Raw genomic sequence first — 21,613 nt, forward strand, 5'->3', positions numbered from 1 at the left:
TCTCCGGTGGCCGCCGTTGATCGGACGTTGAGCGAACGTTTTTCACCGTCCGGCACGCTCTCGTGCATGTACTACGAGACGATCAGCCCGATGGACAGCGCCTGGCAGGCGCAGGCCCTGTGCGCGCAGACCGGGGCCGACTTCTTCTTCCCCGAGCCGGGCAGCTCGGTCCGTGAGGCGAAGCGCATCTGCGGGATGTGTGAGATGCGCCCCGCCTGCCTGGAGTACGCGCTCAGCAACGACGAACGGTTCGGCGTCTGGGGCGGCCTCTCCGAGAAGGAGCGGCTCCAGCTCCGACGCACCTCGCACACCACCCACTGACGCCAGGGGCGTCGGGCCGACAGCACCGCGCCGCCACCCCGGGGCCGGCGTACGGGACGCGGTGCGGGCCGAGGTGACGGCGTACGGGTGATACGGGTGAGTGGTGTTCCGGGGGCGGGGCGGGTCAGCCGGCGGCGCGGGCCGCCATGCGGGCCTTGCGGGCCGCGAGCTTCACGTCGAACTTGGAGGCCTCCGAGTCCAGGCCGCCCATGAACATGCCCAGTTCCTCCTGGGCCTTCAGGCCCTCGGGACCGAGATCGCCCATGTCCATGACCTTCAGATGGCGCAGCACGGGCTGGAGCACGTCGTCGTGGTGGATGCGCATGTTGTAGACCTCGCCGATCGCCATCTGCGCGGCGGCCCGCTCGAAGCCGGGCATGCCGTGGCCGGGCATCCGGAAGTTGACGATCACGTCCCGTACGGCCTGCATGGTCAGGTCGGGTGCGAGTTCGAAGGCGGCCTTCAACAGGTTCCGGTAGAACACCATGTGCAGGTTCTCGTCGGTCGCGATGCGGGCCAGCATGCGGTCGCAGACCGGGTCGCCGGACTGGTGGCCGGTGTTGCGGTGCGAGACGCGGGTGGCCAGCTCCTGGAAGGCGACGTACGCCACCGAGTGCAGCATGGAGTGCCGGTTGTCCGACTCGAAGCCCTCGGCCATGTGCTGCATACGGAACGCTTCGAGCTTGTCGGGGTCGACCGCGCGGGAGGCGAGCAGGTAGTCGCGCATCACGATGCCGTGGCGGCCCTCCTCGGCCGTCCAGCGGTGCACCCAGGTGCCCCAGGCGCCGTCGCGGCCGAACAGGCTGGCGATCTCGTGGTGGTAGCTGGGGAGGTTGTCCTCGGTGAGGAGGTTGACGACCAGGGCGATCCGGCCGAGCTCGGTGACCTTGGACTGCTCCTTGTCCCAGGCCTCACCGTCCTCGAAGATGCCGGGGAAGTTGCGGGCGTCGCTCCACGGCACGTACTCGTGCGGCATCCAGTCCTTGGCGACCTTCAGATGACGGTTGAGTTCCGTCTCGACCACTTCTTCCAGGGCGTACAGCAGCCGAGCGTCGGTCCATTCGCTGGACGGGCTGCCGAGGTGCGGAGAAGTGATCGTCATGAATGCTCCAGAATGACGTGCGAGCGGGTGCGCGGACCGCGGGGGACTGGACCTACGGCATCGTAGGCTACGTTCCCGTAGGTTACGCCACCGTAGGTTAAGGGCATGGTAAATATCCCTGATCAACGGGTTCATGCCAGAGTGAGGGGGGTCTCCGGACCTGTCTCCGGACCCGCAGGTCAAGGGCTGAACGAGTGCCACCGTCACCTTTCAGGCGTACAGCTCCCTGAGCCGCACCGAGAGACATGTCACACAGCCTTCGAGCTTCTCGAACTCGCTGATGTCGACGAGCACCGGTTCGAGCCCGAGGTCGGTGAGCAGCTCGGCCGTCTTCGGCGCGCTCGCCGCCATCAGCACCTTCCCGCCGTCCAGCAGGACGACGTGGGCTCCGGACTCCTCGGGCACCGGCAGGAAGCGCGGGAAGAGGGACGGGATGTCCACCAGGGGCGCGTATCCGATGACGGTCCCGTCCGGCAGCGCGGTGACCGCCGACTTCAGGTGCAGCACCTTGCTCACCGGCACGGCGACGACCCGGGCGCCGAGCGGTTCGAACACGGCCCGGAGCTGCTGCACGCCGGCGGCGTTGGTCCGCCCGCCCCGGCCGACGTAGAGGGTGTCGCCGACCTTGAGGACGTCACCGCCCTCCAGGGTGCCCGGCTCCCAGACCCAGTTCACCGAACAGCCGAGGCGGGCCACCGCCTCCTCGACACCGCCGGTCTCACCGCGCCGGGACTCGGCTCCGGGCCGCGCTATCAGGGCGACGTTCCGGTAGACGACCACCGCGTCCTCGACGAACACCGAGTCCGGGCAGTCGTCCTCCGGATCCACCTCGACGGTCTCCCAGCCGTGCGTGCGCAGCGCCTCCGCGTACGCCTCCCACTGCCGGCCGGCGAGGTCGGCGTCGATCGCCTCGCGCTCGATGTGCGTGACGAGGCCCTCGGCCAGGCGAGGGCTGGGGCGACGTATCAGGGCCTTCTTGCTGGGCACGAGGCGAACTCCGTATCGGAAGGGGGCGTCCGCGCACATCATGCAGGGCGGGCCTGTGCGGACAAAAGCCCCGGGGGTCGGACCGGTGGCCGCACCCCCGCGTGGATCACCCCACCTCCTCCGGATCGATCTCCCTCAGCTCCCCGTCCAGCAGCAGCCACCGGGTGATCCCGATCGACTCCAGGAACGGCAGGTCGTGGCTGGCCACGATCAGCGCGCCCTCGTACGAGTCCAGAGCCGTCGTGAGCTGTCGCGCGCTCGCCATGTCGAGGTTGTTCGTCGGCTCGTCCAGCATCAGGAGCTGGGGCGCGGGCTCCGCCAGCATCAGAGCGGCCAGGGCGGCGCGGAAACGCTCGCCGCCCGACAGGGTCGCCGCCCGCTGGTCGGCACGGGCACCCCGGAACAGGAAGCGGGCCAGCCGGGCGCGGACCCGGTTGTTGGTGGCGCCCGGGGCGAACCGGGCCACGTTCTCCGCGACGGTCAGCTCGTCGTCGAGCACATCGAGCCGCTGCGGCAGGAAGCGCAGCGGTACGTGAGCCCGTGCCTCCCCGGTGACCGGCGCCAGCTCCCCGGCGATCGTCCGCAACAGGGTCGTCTTGCCCGCCCCGTTGCGCCCGATCACCGCGATCCGCTCGGGCCCGCGCAGGTCGAAGGAACCGGCGCTCGCTCCGTACGTCAACTCCAGGTCCAGGAGCGTGAGTACGGTGCGCCCGGGCGGTACGGCCGTGTACGGCAGGTCGACGCGGATCTCGTCGTCGTCCCGTACGGCGTCCACGGCCTCGTCGAGCCGCTCCTTGGCGTCGGCGAGCCGTTCCTCGTGCATGATGCGGTGCTTGCCCGCCGACTCCTGGGCGGACCGCTTGCGCGCCCCCATGACGATCTTCGGCTCACGCTTCTGCTCGAACATCTTCTGCCCGTACTTCTTGCGGCGGGCCAACTTGACCTGGGCGTCGACCAGTTCGCGCTTCTGTTTCTTCAGGTCGGCCTCGGCCACGCGCACCATGCGCTCGGCGGCCTCCTGTTCGGTGGCGAGCGCCTCCTCGTACGCAGAGAAGTTGCCGCCGTACCAGGTGACCTCTCCGGAGCGCAGATCGGCGATCTGGTCGACCAGGTCCAGGAGTTCGCGGTCATGGCTGACCACGATCATCACGCCGGGCCAGGAGGAGACGGCCGTGTACAGGCGTCGACGCGCGTACAGGTCCAGGTTGTTGGTCGGTTCGTCGAGCAGGAGCACGTCCGGTCGGTCGAGGAGCAGCGCGGCCAGCCGCAGGAGGACCGCCTCGCCGCCCGAGACCTCGCCGACCGTGCGGTCCAGGTCGATGTGGCCGAGCCCGAGTTCGCCGAGTGTGACCAGGGCGCGTTCCTCCACGTCCCAGTCGTCGCCGATCGTCTCGAAGTGCTCCTCGGCCGCGTCGCCCGTCTCGATGGCGTGCAGCGCGGCCCGTTGGGCGGAGATGCCGAGGACCTCCTCGACGCGCAGCGCGGTGTCGAGGGTGACGGACTGCGGGAGGTGGCCGACGTCGCCCGCGACGCGGACGGTGCCGTCGGCGGGCCGGAGCTGTCCGGCGATCAGCTTCAACAGGGTTGACTTTCCTGATCCGTTGACACCGACGAGCCCGGTGCGGCCGGGGCCCACGGCGACGTCGAGACCGTCGAAGACGGCGGTGCCGTCGGGCCAGGCGAAGGACAGGGAGGTGACGGCGACGGAAGTGGTGGCTGACATGTGGCCTCGCGGTTGCTTGATTCGGTGGGGGCAAACGCGTGTCGAGACACCGACGGCAGACGGGGGAATCCTGGAGGCACGAGAAAGGCCCTGTTCCGGAGGGAGGAACGGACGGCTCGAACACCGAGGTCGCACGCTGCGCGGACACACCACTGGAGGGTGTGCGGCGCGGTGTCTCAAGACCTCAGTAGAGCAACGTCCTTCTCCATTCGACGGCAACAGGACCGCTGCAAGCGTAGGAAGAGGCGTTTCGGGCTGTCAAAGCATTTAGAGCGGGGCCACCGCGGTGGGGGCGGGAACACCTCTCACAGGGCGTCGCGCATCAGCTCCGCGAGGTCGCGGTCCAGGTCGGTCTGGAGATGCTCCAGGCCGACGGGCACCAGCGTGGTGGTGGCCGCCAGGAAGCGCCGCAGTTCGCCCGAGCGGACATGTACGACCGCGGTGCCCTCGGGGGCGTGGAACTCCAGGACCGTGCGGTCGTAGCCGTAGGGCCGCACCCTCACGTCACCGTGGCCCTGCGGCTCCCGCAGTCCGTCGGCGAGGAGTTCGCGGGCGAAGGTCCAGCAGACCTCCACGCCCTCCAGCGTGGCCGGCGCGGGGAAGGTCATCCGGACCGCGAACGGGTCGCTCCGGTCGTAGGTGAGTGTCGCCGGAATGCTCGTCACCCGCGGTGCGGCGGCGACGAGACGGGCATCTACGAGCTGCTCGATGACGGTGAACAACGACTTGCTCCCTTGTGACGGTTGGCCGGACTCCTGGATGGAACGGTCCGCACACTGAGAGAGACGCTGGAATGAGCCAATCAGTGCACCTGAATTTCTAGTGACCTCTGTCACCGAGTTCATTCCCTGCTACGTTCGCCCGCCATGAGGATCTTGGGGATGCAGCGACAGAACAGGCGTACGAGTCGGATGCGGCGGGCGATGGTGGCCGGGGCCTACGGGGCCGCACTCGCCGCCGTCGCCGCCGGACTGGCGGCCCCGGCGCAGGCCTCGCAGGCCCACGAGGGGTCGGGCGCCGGACACCGGGCGCCGCACTGGGCGCCGAAGGACAGCGGCACCACCGACGTCCGCTTCCGCGGACTGTCCGCAGTGAGCCGGGGCACCGCCTGGCTCGCCGGCACTCAGGGCACCGTCCTGCGCACCACCGACGGCGGCGCGAGCTGGCGAAACGTCTCTCCGCCGGGCGCGGCCGAACTCCAGTTCCGGGACATCGAGGCGTTCGACGCGCGGCGCGCCGTGGTCCTGGCCATCGGAGAGGGCGAGGACTCCCGCGTCTACCGCACCGACGACGGCGGCAGGACCTGGACCGAGTCCTTCCGCAACACCGACGCCAGGGCCTTCTACGACTGCCTCACCTTCTTCGACAGCCGCCACGGCCTGGCGATGAGCGACCCGGTGGACGGCAGGTTCCGCATCCTCTCCACCGGCGACGGCGGACGCTCCTGGACCGTGCTGCCCAGCGCCGGCATGCCGGCCGCCCTGGAGGGCGAGGCGGGCTTCGCGGCGAGCGGGCAGTGCCTGGTGAGTTCGGGTCCGCGTGACGTGTGGCTGGCCACCGGCGGGGGTGCACGCGCGCGCGTGCTGCACTCCGCCGACCGCGGGCTCACCTGGACGGCCTCCGACACGCCGATACCTGCGGGCGACCCGGCCCGCGGTGTCTTCGCGCTCGCCTTCCGCGACCGGACGCACGGACTCGCGGTCGGCGGCGACTACCGCGCCGACCAGACCTCCCCGCGCGCGGGAGCGGTCACCGTGGACGGAGGCCGCACCTGGACGACGGCCGCCACCTCCCCGCCCGCCTACCGCTCCGGCGTCGCCTGGCTCCCGTACAGCCGCACAGCGGCGCTCGCGGTCGGCCCCACGGGCACCGACCTCACCACGGACGCGGGGCGCACCTGGAAGACCGTCGACACGGGTTCGTACGACACCGTGGACTGCGCTCCCGACCTCGGCTGCTGGGCCGCCGGTGAGAAGGGGCGGGTGGCACGGCTCGAATTGTGAGGCGCGGGTACCCGTTCACCCGCACGGAACGAGAGGACACCACGAGCGAGGGGAAGTGAACGGCCATGCCACGCGGCGCGAGCCCCAAGCGGGAACGTCAGTACGAGCACATCAAGGACAGCGCGCTGGACCGGGGTGAGAGCGAGAAGCGTGCCGAGGAGATCGCCGCGCGGACCGTCAACAAGGAACGCGCCCGCTCCGGCGAGTCCAAGACGGCCAGTCGTACGTCCACCCAGGACATGTCGTCCGGCAAGCGCGGCGGGCAGCGCTCGCACAAGGGCGCCCAGGGGCCGACGTACGACCAGCTCTACCAGGAGGCCAGGAAGCGGAACGTCCAGGGCCGCTCGGACATGAACAAGGCGCAGTTGGAAAAGGCCCTCGGCGACAACTGAGGGACAGCGGGCCTGTGGTGGGGGGCCGGTCGGTGGGCCCGTACGCTCGTCGTCACCATGGCGATGACGACGACCGTACCCATTCCGGCGGGCTGGCCCACCACCGAGGAGCGGGCCCGCGCGGTCCAGGACGAGCTGCGGCCGAGGGTCGTCCTCGACGAGCCGGGCCCGCCGCCCGGAACCGGGCATGTCACAGGCGTCGACGTCGCCTACGACGATGAGCGCGACCTCGTCGTGGCCGCCGCGGTCGTCCTCGACGCGGCGACCCTGGACGTCGTCGCCGAGGCGACGGCCGCCGGACGCGTTCCGTTCCCGTACGTGCCCGGCCTCCTCGCGTTCCGTGAGATCCCGGCCGTCCTGGCCGCCCTGGAGGCGCTGCCCGTCCCGCCCGGCCTCGTCGTCTGCGACGGCTACGGCCTGGCCCACCCCCGCCGCTTCGGCCTCGCCGCCCACTTGGGCGTCCTCACCGGGCTTCCCACGATCGGCGTCGCGAAGAACCCCTTCACCTTCACGTACGAGGAGCCGGGAACCCGGCGCGGATCGGCGTCACCGCTCCTGGCGGGCACGGAGGAGGTGGGCCGCGCCCTGCGCACCCGGGACGCGGTCAAACCGGTGTTCGTCTCGGTCGGTCACCGCACCTCCCTCGACACGGCATGCGCCCATACCCTCGCGCTCACCCCGGACTACCGACTCCCGGAGACGACCCGCCGGGCGGACGCCCTGTGCAGACGCGCATTGAAGGAAGCGACTGCCTGGAAGCAGGACTCGCCCGATGGGATCAGATGATCATCTGAGTATGCGATCTGAGTACTTGCGCGGATGTCGGCGGGCCCGAGCTGTCGGCAGGCTGTGCCCATGACCACGCACCGGGCCCCGAAGCCCCTCACCAGCCCCGCCCAGCCCGTCGAGCGCGCCGTCACGGCCGCGCTGGTCGTCGCCGTACTGGCGGGACTCGCCTGGATCGCCGGCATGATCTACACGGTCACGGGCTGGGCCCAGTAAGCCGCGGGAGCGCGCCGGAGGCCCGGAGTCACCTGGCGGCCGCGACCCGGAACGTGATCCCCGCCTTGCGCAGACGTTCGATCAGCGCGTCGCCCATCGCCACGGCGGTGGTGACCTGCCCGGCCGTCGCCGGGAGGTCGTCGAAGGCCAGGGAGAGTGCCGACTCGGCGAACATCTTCGCCGTCTCGTCGTAGCCGGGGTCGCCGCCCGCGACCTCCGTGAACACCCGCTGTCCGCCGCCCTCGCCCACGAACCGCACCGAGAACCAGCTCTTCGCCCGCCGCTCTTCGCTCGGCCCGTCACCGGGCTGCAGCCGCCCGGACAGCCAGCGCCGCGCGGGCGGCACCTGGGCCGCCGCGAACACCGCACCGGCGGCGGCGACCCCGCCCACCACGAAGGGCAGCCGTCGTACCGCCGCGTAATGGCGGTACCGGAAATCGGGGCCGTAGCGCTCCAGCGCGCGTGCCGAACGCACCACGACCTGCGGGTCGATGGTGGGCAGCGGCAGCGCCCAGGCGTCGACCTCCCCGGCGAACCGGGGCGGGCCCGCCGGGGCGGTCGCCCGGCGGCCCAGCAGCCGCGGCTCATGGCGCCGGCGGTCGCGTGCGGCGGCCAGCATCCGCGGTCCCCGGGAGAACTGGTTGAGTGCCGAGGCGAAGGTGCCGCCCGAGAACATCGCGTCGGTGCGCACGAACCCGTCCACGGTCAACGGCACCCCCTCGGGCAGCTGGGCCACGGTGAAATACGCGCCCAGGTCGTGCGGGACCGAGTCGAAACCGCAGGCGTGCACCAGCCGCGCGCCGGTCTCCCGCGCGCGGGTGTCGTGCCGCACGTACATCAGGTCGACGAACTCGGGCTCACCGCTGAGGTCGAGGTAGTCGGTGCCGGAGTCCGCGCAGGCGGCGACGAGTTCCTCGCCGTACGTCAGATAGGGGCCCACCGTCGTGGCCAGCACGCGCGCGTGGCCCGCGAGGGCGCGCAGCGAGTCCGGATCGGACACATCCGCCCGCAGCACCCCGATCTCGGCCGCCGCGCCCATGCCCGAGAGGCGCTCGCGCAGCCGCTCCAGCTTGTCCGCGCTGCGGCCGGCGACCGCCCAGCGCAGGCCCTCGGGCGCGTGCGCGGCGAGGTATTCGGCGGTGAGTGTGCCGACGAAGCCCGTGGCTCCGAACAGCACGATGTCGTACGGACGTTCCACCCTGCTCGACCTGCTCATGACACCCCTCATCGCGCGTCCCGCGCCGTTGTCGGTGGTCGAGGCTAGCGTGAGGCGAGTGGAGTCTCGCGGCCGGGCGGTGTCCGGAACGAGCTACTTGGCCAAGCGCTTGCTTAATATGTGCCCGGCAAAGCCTTGTGCGGAGTGGAACGCGTTCCTAGGCCTGTCTGACAATTCCCGTCGTCGCCCGGAGGGCGGCCTCGCGGCGTCAGGTGCGTGCTCTCGGTGTGCCGGGCGTAGACCCTCGTACTGGATGTACTTGGGTCTGCGCCCGGTGCGGCGAGAGTGCGTGCATGGCGTCGCGGGGCAGACGGGAATTGTCAGACAGGCCTAGCATCGCGAGTGTCGCATCGGTTGGGTCACGGGAGCGGGGGCGCGATGTCAGTGGCGGGGACGGCGGGAAGCGGTCCGCTCAGCGGAGTGCGCGTGGTCGAGCTGGCCGGCATCGGGCCCGGACCGTTCGCCGCGATGCTCCTCGCCGACCTGGGCGCCGACGTGGTCCGGGTGGACCGGCCGGGCGGCACCGGACTCGCCGTCGACCCCGAGTACGACGTGACCAACCGCAACAAACGGTCGGTGATCGTCGACCTCAAGGCGGCCGACGGCCCCTCCCGCGTCCTCGACCTGGCCGCCCGCGCCGACATCCTGGTCGAGGGCTACCGCCCCGGCGTCGCCGAGCGCCTCGGTATCGGCCCCGAGAGCTGTCACGCCCGCAACCCGCGGCTCGTCTACGGCCGGATGACGGGCTGGGGCCAGGAGGGACCGCTCGCCCGCCGTGCCGGACACGACATCGCCTACCTCGCCCCGACCGGCGTCCTCGGCATGATCGGCAGCCCCCAACAGCCGCCGCCCGTCCCGGCCAACCTCCTCGGTGACTTCGCGGGCGGCTCCCTCTACCTCGTCGTGGGCGTGCTCGCCGCCCTCCACCACGCGCGCGCTACGGGCACCGGCCAGGTCGTGGACGCCGCGATCGTCGACGGTGCCGCCCACCTCGCCACGATGATCCACGGCATGCTCGCGGCGGGCGGCTGGCAGGACCGGCGCGGCGCCAACCTCCTCGACGGGGGCTGCCCGTACTACGGGACGTACGAGACCGCCGACGGCCGCCACATGGCGGTCGGCGCGCTGGAACCGCAGTTCTACGAGGAGTTCCTCGATCTGCTCGGCCTCCCGGAGTACGCCGCCGCCCGCAAGGACGTCTCCCGCTGGAACGACCTGCGCGAGGCCGTCACCGCTCGCTTCGCCTCCCGTACGAGGGACGAGTGGACGTCCGTCTTCGAGGGTTCCGACGCCTGTGTGGCGCCCGTCCTCACGCTGCGCGAGGCCCCGCACCACCCGCACCTGGCCGCCCGCGGCACCTTCACCGACCACGGCGGCATAACCCAGCCCGCCCCCGCGCCGCGTTTCTCCGTGAGCCACACGTCGATCCACAGCGGCCCTGCCCTGCCGGGCGCCGACACGGCGGCCGTCGCGCGCGACTGGGACGTGCCCCGACTCCTGCAGGACGGCGGCTGACCTCGGTCGAGCCGCCCGCTCGCCCACCCTCCCCGAAAGGCCCACCAGTGAGCACCGAAGCGTACGTGTACGACGCGATCCGCACCCCGCGCGGACGCGGCAAGGCGAACGGATCCCTGCACGGCACCAAGCCCGTCGACCTCGTCGTCGGCCTCATCCACGAGATCGGGAACCGCTTCCCGGACCTCGACCCGGCCGCGATCGACGACATCGTGCTCGGCGTCGTCGGACCCGTCGGCGACCAGGGGTCCGACATCGCGCGGGTCGCCGCGGTCGTCGCCGGGCTGCCCGACACCGTGGCCGGCGTCCAGGAGAACCGCTTCTGTGCGTCGGGCCTGGAGGCCGTCAACATGGCCGCCGCCAAGGTCCGTTCGGGCTGGGAGGACCTCGTCCTCGCGGGCGGCGTCGAATCGATGTCACGGGTGCCGATGGGCTCGGACGGCGGCGCCTGGTTCAACGACCCGATGACCAACCTCGCCGTCAACTTCGTGCCGCAGGGCATCGGCGCCGACCTCATCGCCACCATCGAGGGCTTCTCACGGCGTGACGTCGACGAGTACGCGGCCCTTTCCCAGGAACGGGCCGCGACGGCGTGGAAGGCCGGCCGCTTCGAGCGGTCCCTCGTCCCGGTGAAGGACCGCAACGGCCTCGTCGTCCTCGACCACGACGAACACCTGCGCCCCGGCACCACCGCCGACTCGCTGGCCCGGCTCAAGCCGTCGTTCGCGGACATCGGCGACCTGGGCGGCTTCGACGCGGTGGCACTCCAGAAGTACCACTGGGTCGAGAAGATCGACCACGTCCACCACGCGGGCAACTCCTCCGGCATCGTCGACGGCGCCTCGCTGGTCGCCATCGGCTCCAAGGAGGTCGGCGAGCGCTACGGGCTGCGTCCGCGCGCTCGGATCGTCTCCGCCGCGGTGTCCGGCTCCGAGCCCACCATCATGCTCACCGGCCCGGCCCCCGCCACCCGCAAGGCACTCGCGAAGGCCGGGCTGACCATCGACGAGATCGACCTCGTCGAGATCAACGAGGCGTTCGCAGCCGTCGTCCTGCGCTTCGCACGCGACATGGGCCTGTCCCTCGACAAGATCAACGTCAATGGCGGCGCCATCGCGCTGGGCCACCCGCTGGGTGCCACCGGCGCGATGATCCTCGGCACACTCGTGGACGAACTGGAGCGCCAGGACAAGCGGTACGGCCTCGCCACGCTGTGCGTGGGCGGCGGGATGGGCATCGCGACGATCGTCGAGCGGCTCTGACCTCCCGGCGGAATCAGCCGAGTCGGCCGAACCGGGCGAGTCGTTCACAGCCCCGGCGTCGACGGCACCAAGAGACTTCTGAGCTTCTACGGAGATCCCCGTCATGACACAGAGCACCACCATCCGCTGGGAACAGGACCGCACCGGTCTCGTCACCCTCGTCCTCGACGACCCGAACCAGTCCGCGAACACCATGAACCAGGCGTTCCGCGACTCCCTCGCGGTGGTCACCGACCGCCTGGAGGCGGAGAAGGACACCATCCGCGGCATCATCCTCACCTCCGCCAAGAAGACGTTCTTCGCGGGCGGCGACCTGCGCGACCTGATCCGGGTCACCCCCGAAACGGCCCAGGACCTGTTCGAGGGCGGCCTCGCCATCAAGCGCGACCTGCGCCGCATCGAGACCCTGGGCAAGCCGGTGGTCGCGGCGATGAACGGCGCGGCCCTGGGCGGCGGTTACGAGCTCGCGCTGGCCTGCCACCACCGGGTCGCGCTCGACGCGCCGGGTACGAAGATCGGCTGCCCCGAGGTCACCCTCGGCCTGCTCCCCGGAGGCGGCGGAGTCGTCCGTACGGTACGCATGCTGGGCATCGCCGACGCGCTGCTGAAGGTGCTCCTCCAGGGCACCCAGTACAGTCCCCAGCGCGCGTTGAAGAACGGCCTGATCGACGAAGTGGCCACCACCCAGGACGAGTTGATGGCCAAGGCCGTCGCCTTCATCGACGCCAACCCCGAGTCACGACAGCCCTGGGACAAGCCCGGCCACCGCATCCCGGGCGGCACCCCGGCCAGCCCCAGGTTCGCGGCGAACCTGCCCGCCTTCCCCGCCAACCTGCGCAAGCAGACGAACGGCGCGCCCTACCCCGCTCCGCGCGCGATCCTCGCGGCGGCCGTCGAGGGCGCCCAGGTCGACTTCGAGACCGCGCAGGTCATCGAGGCCCGCTACTTCGTGGAACTGGCCGCCGGGCAGACGTCCAAGAACATGATCCAGGCGTTCTTCTTCGACCTCCAGGCCGTCAACTCGGGTGCCAACCGCCCCAAGGGAGTCGAGCCGCGCCAGGTCCGCCGGGTGGCGGTCCTCGGCGCGGGGATGATGGGCGCGGGTATCGCCTACTCGTGCGCCCGCGCGGGCATCGACGTCGTCCTCAAGGACGTGTCGGCCGAAGCGGCGGCCCGAGGGAAGAACTACTCCGAGAAGCTGTGCGCGAAGGCTGTCTCCAGGGGACGTACGACCCAGGAGAAGGCGGACGAGCTGCTCGCCCGCATCACACCGACCGCGGATCCGCAGGACGTGGCCGGCTGCGACGCGGTCATCGAGGCGGTCTTCGAGGACCCGGCCCTGAAGCACAAGGTGTTCCAGGAGATCCAGCACCTCGTCGAACCTGACGCCCTGCTGTGCTCCAACACCTCGACGCTGCCCATCTCCGCCCTCGCCGAAGGCGTCGAACGCCAGGCCGACTTCGTCGGACTGCACTTCTTCTCGCCGGTCGACAAGATGCCGCTCGTCGAGATCATCAAGGGCGAGCGGACCGGGGACGAGGCACTGGCGCGGGCCTTCGACCTGGTCCGACAGATCAGGAAGACCCCGATCGTCGTCAACGACTCGCGTGGCTTCTTCACCTCACGGGTGATCGGGCACTTCATCAACGAGGGCGTGGCGATGGTCGGCGAGGGCATCGAGCCCGCGTCGATCGAACAGGCGGCGGCGCAGGCCGGTTACCCCGCGAAGGTGCTGTCCCTGATGGACGAGCTGACGCTGACGCTGCCGCGCAGGATCCGGGCGGAGTCCAGGCGGGCGGTCGAAGAGGCCGGCGGTACGTGGACGACGCACCCCGCGGAGGCGGTGATCGACCGCATGGTGGACGAGTTCGGCCGCACCGGGCGGAGCGGCGGCGGAGGGTTCTACGAGTACGGGGAGGACGGCAGGCGCACCGGGCTGTGGCCGGGCCTGCGGGAGCACTTCTCGCGTGCGGGTGCGGAGGGCACGCGGATCCCCTTCGAGGACATGCAGGAACGCATGCTGTTCTCGGAGGCGCTGGACACGGTGAGGCTGCTGGAGGAAGGCGTGCTGACGTCGGTCGCCGACGCCAACATCGGCTCGATCTTCGGGATCGGCTTCCCGGGGTGGACGGGGGGTGTCCTGCAGTACGTCAACGGCTACGAGGGCGGCCTGCCGGGCTTCGTGGCACGGGCGCGTGAGCTGGCCGACCGGTACGGGGAGCGGTTCGCCCCGCCGGCGCTGCTGGTGGAGAAGGCGGCGAAGGGGGAGGGGTTCGGGGACGGGTAGGGTTCCCGGCCCCGGTGTCTGGGGGCTGCCGCCCCCAGGCCCCCGCATCGGCCCTGAACGGGCCTCGTCCTCAAACGCCGGACGGGCTGAAATGGTGGACCTGGGCCGGATACATGCGGCGAACGGGTGGGTGCGTGGGAAACACGGCCCGGGCTGCGGCGACGCCCACTCTCACCCGGCGTGCACGGAATTGGTCGCCGCGATCTCCCTCCAGGACTTCGGCGCTACCGGAACCGACGATGCCCGCGCCGCCGGCGCACCCGGCTTCGACGGCTGGAACAGCCAGGTGTCGAACAGCGCGCCCAGCGACTCCCCGGACACCTGTTCGGCGTAGGCCCGGAAGTCGGCGACGGACGCGTTGCCGTACGCGAACCGTGTGGGCCACCCCTTCAGGACCGCGAAGAAGTCGGCGTCGCCGATCTCGTCGCGCAACGCCTGAAGGGCCAGCGCGCCCCGGTCGTAGACGGCCAGGTCGAACTGGTTCTCGGGTCCGGGGTCGCCGGGCTTCACGGTCCAGAACGGGTCGTCGGCCGGGTGGAGGGCGTACACGTAGTCGGCGAGTTCCTGTGCAGTGCCCTCGTCCTCGTGCTCGGACCACAGCCACTGGGCGTACCGCGCGAACCCCTCGTTGACCCAGATGTCCTTCCAGCCGGCGACGGACACGTCGTCGCCGTACCACTGATGGGCCAGCTCGTGGACGACGACGGAGACGTTCGTGCCGTTCGCGAACTGGCGGGGGCTGTAGAAGGGGCGCGTCTGCGTCTCCAGCGCGTACCCGGTGTTCGTGTTCGGCACGTACCCGCCGAGCGCGTTGAAGGGGTAGGGGCCGAAGTACCCCGCCAGCCAGTCGGCGACCTCCCCGGTCCGCTCGACACTCGCCCGCGCGGCCCCGTAGTTGTCGCCCAGGTCCTTGCTGTAGGCGTTGACCACCGGGATGCCGCTCTCGGTCGTACCGGTCGTGACGTCGAACCGCCCGACCGCGAGCGTGGCGAGATACGTGGCCTGCGGCTTGTTGGAACGCCAGTTGTAGCGCGTCCAGCCGAGGCGTGAACTCGTCGACTGGAGCGTGCCGTTGGAGATCGCCTGCGAGCCGTCCGGGACGAGCACCGAGACGTCGTACGTGGCCTTGTCGAGCGGGTGGTCGTTGCTCGGGAACCACCACCAGGCCGACTCGGGCTCATTGGCACCGACGCCGCCGTCCGGTGTGCGGTGCCAGCTGGTGAAGCCGTACGCCTGCTTCGACGAGGGCACACCGCGGTACCGCACCACGACGGTGACCGCCGTGCCCTTGGCCAGGGGAGTGCGCGGGGTGATCTCCAGTTCGTGCTCGCCGGAGGTGGCGAAGGCCGCCTTGGCGCCGTTGACCCGGACCTCGTCGACGTCCAGCAGAAAGTCCAGATCGAAGCGGGAGAGATCCTGGGTGGTGGTTGCGAGGAGGGTCGCCGTGCCCTCCAACTCATCCGTCGCGGGCTGGTACTTGAGCCGCAGGTCGTAGTGCGAGACGTCGTAGCCGCCGTTGCCGTACGCCGGGTAGTAGGGGTCGCCGATGCCCGGCGCCCCAGGGGCGTGGCTCGCGGCCGATGCCGGAATCGCCAGCAGCAGGGAGGCCGTGAGCGCGCCGGGTGCGATGAGTCTGCGGTGCACGAGAGCTCCAAGTCGTAGAGACAGTCGTAGTCGTGGGGGGAAGGCGAAGCTGTCCGGAGCCTATTCATTCGCTGTGCCACCACGCGTGTCCATGGTCACCGGTGTCACACGATCGCCATTCGGCCGCCACGTACCACTCTCCGCACAGGCGATTTACAGCCACCCCATGGCCCCTTCACACCCTCCCGCCCCTCAGCTGCCCTCTTCTGTGCGGGAGTTGACCGAGGTAGCGTCCGGCGCATGCCGATACGCACGCGCCTCACGGCCTGGAGAACCCTCGCCACGGCGGCCACCGTCGCCCTCACGGCCGCCCTGCTCACCCCGGCCGTCGCCCACAGCGCCCCACAGGAGCCACGGGAGAGCAGACCCGTCTACTCCTACGACAACGCGATCCGCGAGGCCGTCTGGGTGGACACGGGACTCGACGGCGACAGCGACGGGAAGAGCGACCGCGTGGCCGTCGACATCGTCCGGCCCCGCGAGCCCGCCGCGCAGGGCCGCAAAGTACCCGTGATCATGGACGCCAGCCCCTACTACTCCTGCTGCGGACGCGGCAACGAGAGCCAGCGCAAGACGTACGACGCGGGCGGCAACGTTGTCCAGATGCCGCTGTTCTACGACAACTACTTCGTGCCCCGCGGCTACGCCTTCGTCGGTGTCGACCTGGCCGGAACCAACCGTTCCGACGGCTGCGTGGATGTCGGCGGACGCTCCGACGTCCAGTCCGCGAAGGCCGTCGTCGACTGGCTGAACGGCCGCGCCAAGGGCTTCACGAGCCGCACCGGCACCGACCGTGCCAAGGCGACCTGGACCAACGGCCGGACCGGCATGATCGGCAAGAGCTACGACGGCACGATCGCCAACGGTGTCGCCGCCACCGGGGTCAAGGGCCTGAAGACGATCGTCCCGATCAGCGCCATCTCCTCCTGGTACGACTACTACTTCGCGAAGGGCGCCCCTCTCTACGACTCCGGCCCCGAATGGCTGTCCGACTACGTCGAGAGCCCCGCCGCCCGCGCCAAGTGCGCCGCCGTACAGCGGAAGATCGTCGACGGAGCCCCTCGCACCGGCGACTGGACCTCCTTCTGGACCGAGCGCGACTACGCGAAGGACGCCCGGAAGGTCAGGGCCAGCGTCTTCGTCGTCCACGGGCAGCAGGACCTCAACGTCCGCCCGAAGCACTTCGGCCAGTGGTGGGACGCGCTCGCGAAGCACGGCGTCGAGCGCAAGATCTGGCTTTCCCAGACCGGCCATGTCGACCCCTTCGACTTCCGCCGCGCCACCTGGGTCGACGCCCTGCACCGCTGGTTCGACCACGAACTCCTCGGCTACGACAACGGCATCGACGACGAGCCCGTGGCCGACATCGAACGCCACCCCGACCAGTGGGTCACCTCGGCCACCTGGCCGCCCCGCTCCACGCGCACCGTGAGCCTGCGCCCCGGCACCGGCGCACAGCCCGGCGTCGGCACCCTGGGCCTTCGTAAGCAGTCCGGCACCGCGACGTTCGCCGACGACCCGTACCTGAGCGAGACCGAGTGGGCCGCGCAGATCGACAGCCCGACGTCCGGGAAGGCCGGCTTCGTCACCAGGCCGCTGACCAAGGACCTGCGCGTGTCCGGCTCCTCCACGGTGACCGTGAGGGCGACCTCGACCGCCGAGACGGCGCATCTGACCGCCGTCCTCGTCGACCTCGGCCCCGACACCATCCGGGACTACGCCGACGGCGCGGAGGGCATCACCACGCTCACCGACCGCACCTGCTGGGGCCCGAGCACCACCGGCGACAGCTCCTGCTTCCGCTCGACGCAGGCGAAGACGACACCTGTCGACTACACGATCTTCAGCCGGGGCTGGGCCGACCTGGGCAATCACGCCTCGGCCACCCACAGCGCCCCGCTCGTCCCGGGCAGGCCCTACACGATCACCCTCGACCTGCACGCGACCGACCACGTGATCCCGGCGGGCCACCGCCTCGCCCTGATCGTCGCGGGCACGGACCAGGGCCTCATCGACCCGCCGCTCGACCACCCCACCCTGACCCTCGACCTGTCCCGTACGACAGCCGGAGTCCCCCTCGTCGGCGGCGCGGGCGCGTTCGCGCGGGCCACGGCGGGCGCCGTCGCGGCCACCCCGCTCCCTTCCCTCCGCAACGGCGTCAAAGCCCCACGGACCGCCCACCGCATCCCGGGAGCCGAATGAAAGCGCCCTGACCGCAGGGCAGACCTGAGCCGACAGTGAGGTCGGGGCGGCGCGCAGCGCCCCCCGACCGGGGCGCGGGGAACTGCGCGACCAGCCCCCATCGGGCGCGCACCGAACCACGCACGCCCATCACCCCCTCACTCCTGGACAAGCCTCGCAACCTCCGACGCGCACCCCCACGCCACCGTGACCCCTGCCCCACCGTGCCCGTAGTTGTGCACCAACACCCGCCCGTCAGCCAGAGGTTCACGCTCCAGACGCACCGCGTCACGGGTCGGCCGCAGCCCGACGCGGTGGCCGATGACCCGTGCTCCGGCGATCTCCGGCCGGACCTCCGCACACCGCCGCACGATCTCCTCCGCCACCGCCGGATCGGGCACGAGCGACCACTCGTCCTCCTCGGCCGTGCCGCCCAGGATCAGGCCACCCGGCTGCGGAAAGAAGTACGTGGTCTTCGCGTCGGCGTGCCCCGCCGCCGTGAACCACGTGGTGATCCCGGGGTTCTCCACGACGACCAACTGCCCCCGCACGGGACGCACCGCCGGATCGGGTACGAGATCGCGCGCACCGAGCCCGGTGCAGTTCACGACGACGTCCACCCCGTCGGCCGCCGCGACCTCGGCGAGATCCGTGACGGACCGTTCCTCCACCACGCCGCCCGCCGCGAGGAACCGCTCCCGCAGCCACCCCAGATGGACCGGCATGTCGATCAACGGCAGCCGCGCCCGAAGTCCTTCATCCGTCTCCCGCAACTCCGGTACCCGGGCCGCCCACGGCCCCAGCTCGTCCAACCGCAGCCCGGTCTGTACACCCTCGACCATGCGTACGCCCGTCGCACCGGGCCGCTTCGCCAACTCCTCGTACACGGACAGCGACGCGAGCGCCCATTCCCCGGCCGACGCCTCCGGCTCGATCCGGTACGGCCACCACAGCGCGCCCGCAACCGCCGAGGTCGTCAGCTCGGCGGACTCCCGCGTCCAGACCCGGACCCGCCTGCCGCGCTCGGCCAGCACCACCGCCGTCGTGAGGCCGATGACCCCGCCGCCGACCACGATCACTTCACCACTCAGTCGCGTCTCCACGCGGGGACCGTAGCGGAATATGTCATGCCGTGCTCAGATCGGTCCCAGTCTGGGGATACTCACAGCATGTCTGCCGAGTACGCGACCTTCGGCCTGGCACCGGCGATACGTGCCGGTGGAGTCCTGGCCAACGGTGACTACCAGGTCCACCGGGACTTCCTCGACTTCATCGTCGACGGGCGCCCCCTCCTCCACCACCTCTCCGACCTCGACGCGGTCTCCCCGCTCGCCTCCGACGTCCCGCCCGCGATCTTCACCGCGCAGGTCCGCGGCCTGCTCCTGGAGTCCGACGCACCCCTGGCGGGCGGCCGGTACGTCATCTACGGCTGTCCCGAGTGCGCCGACCTGGCGTGCGGCGCCGTGACGGCGGCCATCGAGAGGGACGGCGACGACTACGTGTGGCGCGACTTCGCCTGGCAGACGGACACCCACGCCGACCTGGAGCTCAACGGCTACCACGGCATCGGGCCCTTCCGCTTCCCGGGCGCCGGATACCGGGACACGCTCCGTGCTCTCCTCGACACCGCGGAGGCAGCCGAGGCGGTGGGCTCCGTCGACTCAGGACCGGCCCGCCGGCGGGTCCTGCTGATCGGTGCCAGGGTCGCCGTCCTCGCCAAGCTCGCCGCCGCGCTGCGCACCATCGGTATCGGCGCGGACATCACCCGGGACGCCACGGACGTCCCCGCCGACGAACTGCGCGGCTACGGCGCCGTCGCCTTCGGCCGCGCGATCGACGAGGAGGAACGCGCCGCCGTACGCCGTTCCTTCGAACGCGCAGGCGTCGAAGTGGCGTACGTCGACGGTCTCGCCCCGATCGTCCCGCTCCTCGTCGCCCAGATCGAACACGCCCTGGACCGCAGCCCGCCGGTGCGGCGCCGTCTCACCCGCCTGGTCGCCGCCGACGGCGAGGCGGGCATAGAGGTCACCTCCACCTGCCGCGTCCACCTCACCGCGTACCGGCTGGACCGTCTGTACCGCACCCACACACTGGAGGTCTTCGACGGCATCCTCGAACCCGGCCGGCACCGCATCCCGCTGGAGGCGAGGGCGGTGAAGGGGGAGTCGTTCATCGTGGCGCGCACGTCGGGAACCGTGCTGGTGGAGCCGATGGCCCGGTGAAATCCCGGACGCGGGGCACCGCGGGCGGCAGCTAGGATCGGCGTTCTGATGACTGCCACCCTCGTCGCCAAGAACCTCGCCGCCGGCCACGGCGACCGCTCGCTCTTCGCCGGGCTCGACCTCGTCGTCGCGCCCGGAGACGTGATCGGGCTCGTCGGTGCCAACGGAGCGGGCAAGTCCACCCTCCTCAGGATGCTGGCCGGGTTGCTGCCGCCCGAGCAGGGCGAACTGCGCCTCTCCCCGCCGACCGCGAGCGTCGGCCATCTGCCACAGGAGCCGGAGCGCCGGGACGGCGAGACCGTCCGCGACTTCCTCGCCCGCCGCACGGGCGTGGCCGAGGCCCAGCGGGTGATGGACGAGGCGACCCAGGCGCTGGTGGACGGAGCGCCGGGTGCGGACGACGCGTACTCGGTGAGCCTGGAACGCTGGCTCGACCTCGGCGGCGCCGACCTGGACGAGCGGGCTGAGGAGGTCGCCGGTTCACTGGCCCTGACCGTGGACCTGGACCAGCCCATGACGTCCCTGTCGGGCGGCCAGGCGGCGAGGGCGGGCCTCGCCTCCCTCCTCCTCTCCCGCTACGACGTCTTCCTCCTCGACGAGCCGACGAACGACCTGGACCTCGACGGCCTCGAACGTCTGGAGCGCTTCGTCAAGGGCCTGCGCGCCGGCACGCTCGTCGTCAGCCACGACCGCGAGTTCCTCACCCGCACGGTCACCAAGGTCCTCGAGCTCGACCTCGTCCAGCAGCAGATCAAGCTGTACGGCGGTGGCTACGAGGCCTACCTGGAGGAGCGTGACGTCGCCCGCAGGCACGCCCGCGACGACTTCGAGGAGTACGCCGACAAACGCTCCGCGCTCCAGGACCGGGCTCAGATGCAGCGCGGCTGGATGGACAAGGGCGTCAAGAACGCCCGGCGCAAGGCGAACAACGACAACGACAAGATCGGCCGCAAGTTCCGCAGCGAGGCCAGTGAGAAGCAGGCGGCGAAGGCCCGCCAGACGCAGCGCATGATCGAACGCCTCGATGTGGTCGAGGAGCCCCGCAAGGAGTGGGAACTCCGGATGGAGATCGCGGCGGCGCCGCGATCCGGCTCGGTGGTCGCGACCCTCCGGGACGCGGAGGTGCGCCGCGCGGGCTTCACGCTCGGCCCGGTGACCGTACAGATCGACTGGGCGGACCGCATCGCGGTCACGGGCGCGAACGGCGCCGGGAAGTCGACGTTCCTGGCCGCGCTGCTGGGCCGGGTCCCGCTGGACGCGGGCCACGCCACGCTCGGCTCGGGGGTGGTGGTCGGCGAGGTGGACCAGGCCCGCAGGCTCTTCCTCGGCTCCGAGTCGCTGCTGGACGCGTTCTGCGAGGCGGTCCCCGACACGGAACCGGCGGACGTGCGCACGCTGCTGGCCAAGTTCGGCCTGAAGGCGGAGCACGTCCTGCGCCCGGCGGCGACGCTGTCCCCGGGCGAACGCACCCGGTCAGCCCTGGCGCTGCTCCAGGGCCGGGGTGTGAACCTCCTGGTCCTGGACGAACCGACCAACCACCTCGACCTCCCGGCCATCGAACAACTGGAACAGGCCCTCGATTCGTACGAGGGCACGCTGCTCCTGGTGACCCACGACCGCAGGATGCTGAACGCGGTACAGGTGACCCGCCGCTTCGAGGTGGCGGCGGGCAAGGTGACGGAACTCGCGTAGGGAGCCTGGCCGCGGGCCCGGTGGGGGCTGGTCGCGCAGTTCCCCGCGCTCCTGGAGGGCGCTG

At 71.0% G+C, this 21,613-nt stretch carries 18 protein-coding genes; 11 read left to right on the forward strand and 7 right to left on the reverse strand.

Annotation, left to right across the window (positions count from 1 at the left end):
* Positions 1–66: 66 nt before the first annotated feature.
* Entirely contained in the window at positions 67–321 is a 255-nt protein-coding gene (locus PV734_RS18380; protein WP_319091234.1) for a WhiB family transcriptional regulator, read from the forward strand.
* A gap of 124 nt (positions 322–445) precedes the next feature.
* Here PV734_RS18380 and PV734_RS18385 read toward each other — a convergent pair whose 3' ends face one another.
* The 4 genes from PV734_RS18385 to PV734_RS18400 all read right to left on the reverse strand — a co-directional run bounded on the left by PV734_RS18385 (position 446) and on the right by PV734_RS18400 (position 4,855).
* Entirely contained in the window at positions 446–1,423 is a 978-nt protein-coding gene (locus PV734_RS18385) for an acyl-ACP desaturase (protein ID WP_319290343.1), read from the reverse strand.
* 210 nt (positions 1,424–1,633) lie between these two features.
* Positions 1,634–2,410 carry a dimethylargininase gene (gene ddaH, locus PV734_RS18390; protein WP_319290344.1) on the reverse strand — a complete coding sequence of 259 codons (777 nt, stop codon included), beginning with the start codon at positions 2,408–2,410 and terminating at the stop codon, positions 1,634–1,636.
* 106 nt (positions 2,411–2,516) lie between these two features.
* Positions 2,517–4,133 (reverse strand): ABC-F family ATP-binding cassette domain-containing protein, encoded by a 1,617-nt coding sequence (locus tag PV734_RS18395; protein WP_319091231.1) that lies wholly within the window; start codon positions 4,131–4,133, stop codon positions 2,517–2,519.
* Between the two features lie 305 nt (positions 4,134–4,438).
* Positions 4,439–4,855, reverse strand: a complete 417-nt coding sequence (locus PV734_RS18400) for an SsgA family sporulation/cell division regulator (protein ID WP_319091230.1) — start codon at positions 4,853–4,855, stop codon at positions 4,439–4,441.
* A gap of 201 nt (positions 4,856–5,056) precedes the next feature.
* Here PV734_RS18400 and PV734_RS18405 point away from each other — a divergent pair, with 201 nt between their 5' ends.
* The 4 genes from PV734_RS18405 to mmpA all read left to right on the forward strand — a co-directional run bounded on the left by PV734_RS18405 (position 5,057) and on the right by mmpA (position 7,530).
* Entirely contained in the window at positions 5,057–6,136 is a 1,080-nt protein-coding gene (locus PV734_RS18405; RefSeq protein WP_319290526.1) for an oxidoreductase, read from the forward strand.
* A 65-nt stretch (positions 6,137–6,201) separates the two neighbouring features.
* Positions 6,202–6,528, forward strand: a complete 327-nt coding sequence (locus PV734_RS18410) for a plasmid stabilization protein (protein WP_319290345.1) — start codon at positions 6,202–6,204, stop codon at positions 6,526–6,528.
* Positions 6,529–6,585: 57 nt separating this feature from the next.
* On the forward strand, positions 6,586–7,314 hold the full coding sequence (locus tag PV734_RS18415) for an endonuclease V (protein WP_319091228.1): 729 nt from the start codon (positions 6,586–6,588) through the stop codon (positions 7,312–7,314).
* Between the two features lie 69 nt (positions 7,315–7,383).
* Positions 7,384–7,530: a morphogenic membrane protein MmpA gene (mmpA, locus tag PV734_RS18420; protein WP_319091227.1), complete on the forward strand. Its 147-nt coding sequence runs from the start codon at positions 7,384–7,386 to the stop codon at positions 7,528–7,530.
* 28 nt (positions 7,531–7,558) lie between these two features.
* Here the strand turns inward: mmpA and PV734_RS18425 are convergent, their stop codons facing one another.
* Complete coding sequence (locus PV734_RS18425; protein WP_319091226.1) at positions 7,559–8,746, reverse strand: saccharopine dehydrogenase family protein; 1,188 nt, start codon at positions 8,744–8,746, stop codon at positions 7,559–7,561.
* Positions 8,747–9,124: 378 nt separating this feature from the next.
* Here PV734_RS18425 and PV734_RS18430 point away from each other — a divergent pair, with 378 nt between their 5' ends.
* The 3 genes from PV734_RS18430 (at position 9,125) to PV734_RS18440 (ending at position 13,810) form a co-directional block, all read left to right on the forward strand.
* Positions 9,125–10,261 (forward strand): CaiB/BaiF CoA-transferase family protein, encoded by a 1,137-nt coding sequence (locus PV734_RS18430; protein ID WP_319290346.1) that lies wholly within the window; start codon positions 9,125–9,127, stop codon positions 10,259–10,261.
* A gap of 47 nt (positions 10,262–10,308) precedes the next feature.
* Positions 10,309–11,523, forward strand: coding sequence for an acetyl-CoA C-acetyltransferase (locus tag PV734_RS18435; protein ID WP_319091224.1), 1,215 nt, complete (start codon positions 10,309–10,311; stop codon positions 11,521–11,523).
* Between the two features lie 103 nt (positions 11,524–11,626).
* Entirely contained in the window at positions 11,627–13,810 is a 2,184-nt protein-coding gene (locus PV734_RS18440) for a 3-hydroxyacyl-CoA dehydrogenase NAD-binding domain-containing protein (RefSeq protein ID WP_319091223.1), read from the forward strand.
* Positions 13,811–13,981: 171 nt separating this feature from the next.
* Here PV734_RS18440 and PV734_RS18445 read toward each other — a convergent pair whose 3' ends face one another.
* Positions 13,982–15,454, reverse strand: a complete 1,473-nt coding sequence (locus tag PV734_RS18445) for a M1 family metallopeptidase (protein WP_319091222.1) — start codon at positions 15,452–15,454, stop codon at positions 13,982–13,984.
* A 240-nt stretch (positions 15,455–15,694) separates the two neighbouring features.
* On the opposite strand from PV734_RS18445, the gene PV734_RS18450 reads away from it, so the two are divergent.
* Positions 15,695–17,656 carry a Xaa-Pro dipeptidyl-peptidase gene (locus tag PV734_RS18450; RefSeq protein ID WP_319091221.1) on the forward strand — a complete coding sequence of 654 codons (1,962 nt, stop codon included), beginning with the start codon at positions 15,695–15,697 and terminating at the stop codon, positions 17,654–17,656.
* Between the two features lie 137 nt (positions 17,657–17,793).
* Here PV734_RS18450 and PV734_RS18455 read toward each other — a convergent pair whose 3' ends face one another.
* Complete coding sequence (locus PV734_RS18455) at positions 17,794–18,714, reverse strand: FAD-dependent oxidoreductase (protein WP_319290528.1); 921 nt, start codon at positions 18,712–18,714, stop codon at positions 17,794–17,796.
* A 90-nt stretch (positions 18,715–18,804) separates the two neighbouring features.
* Here PV734_RS18455 and PV734_RS18460 point away from each other — a divergent pair, with 90 nt between their 5' ends.
* Together PV734_RS18460 and PV734_RS18465 are read left to right on the forward strand one after the other, a co-directional pair.
* Positions 18,805–19,857, forward strand: a complete 1,053-nt coding sequence (locus PV734_RS18460; protein WP_319091220.1) for an oxidoreductase — start codon at positions 18,805–18,807, stop codon at positions 19,855–19,857.
* Positions 19,858–19,905: 48 nt separating this feature from the next.
* Positions 19,906–21,549 carry an ABC-F family ATP-binding cassette domain-containing protein gene (locus PV734_RS18465; protein WP_319290347.1) on the forward strand — a complete coding sequence of 548 codons (1,644 nt, stop codon included), beginning with the start codon at positions 19,906–19,908 and terminating at the stop codon, positions 21,547–21,549.
* The last annotated feature ends 64 nt before the right edge of the window (positions 21,550–21,613 follow it).

It is taken from the genome of Streptomyces sp. AK08-02 (assembly GCF_033795085.1).
Lineage (GTDB): Bacteria > Actinomycetota > Actinomycetes > Streptomycetales > Streptomycetaceae > Streptomyces > Streptomyces echiniscabiei.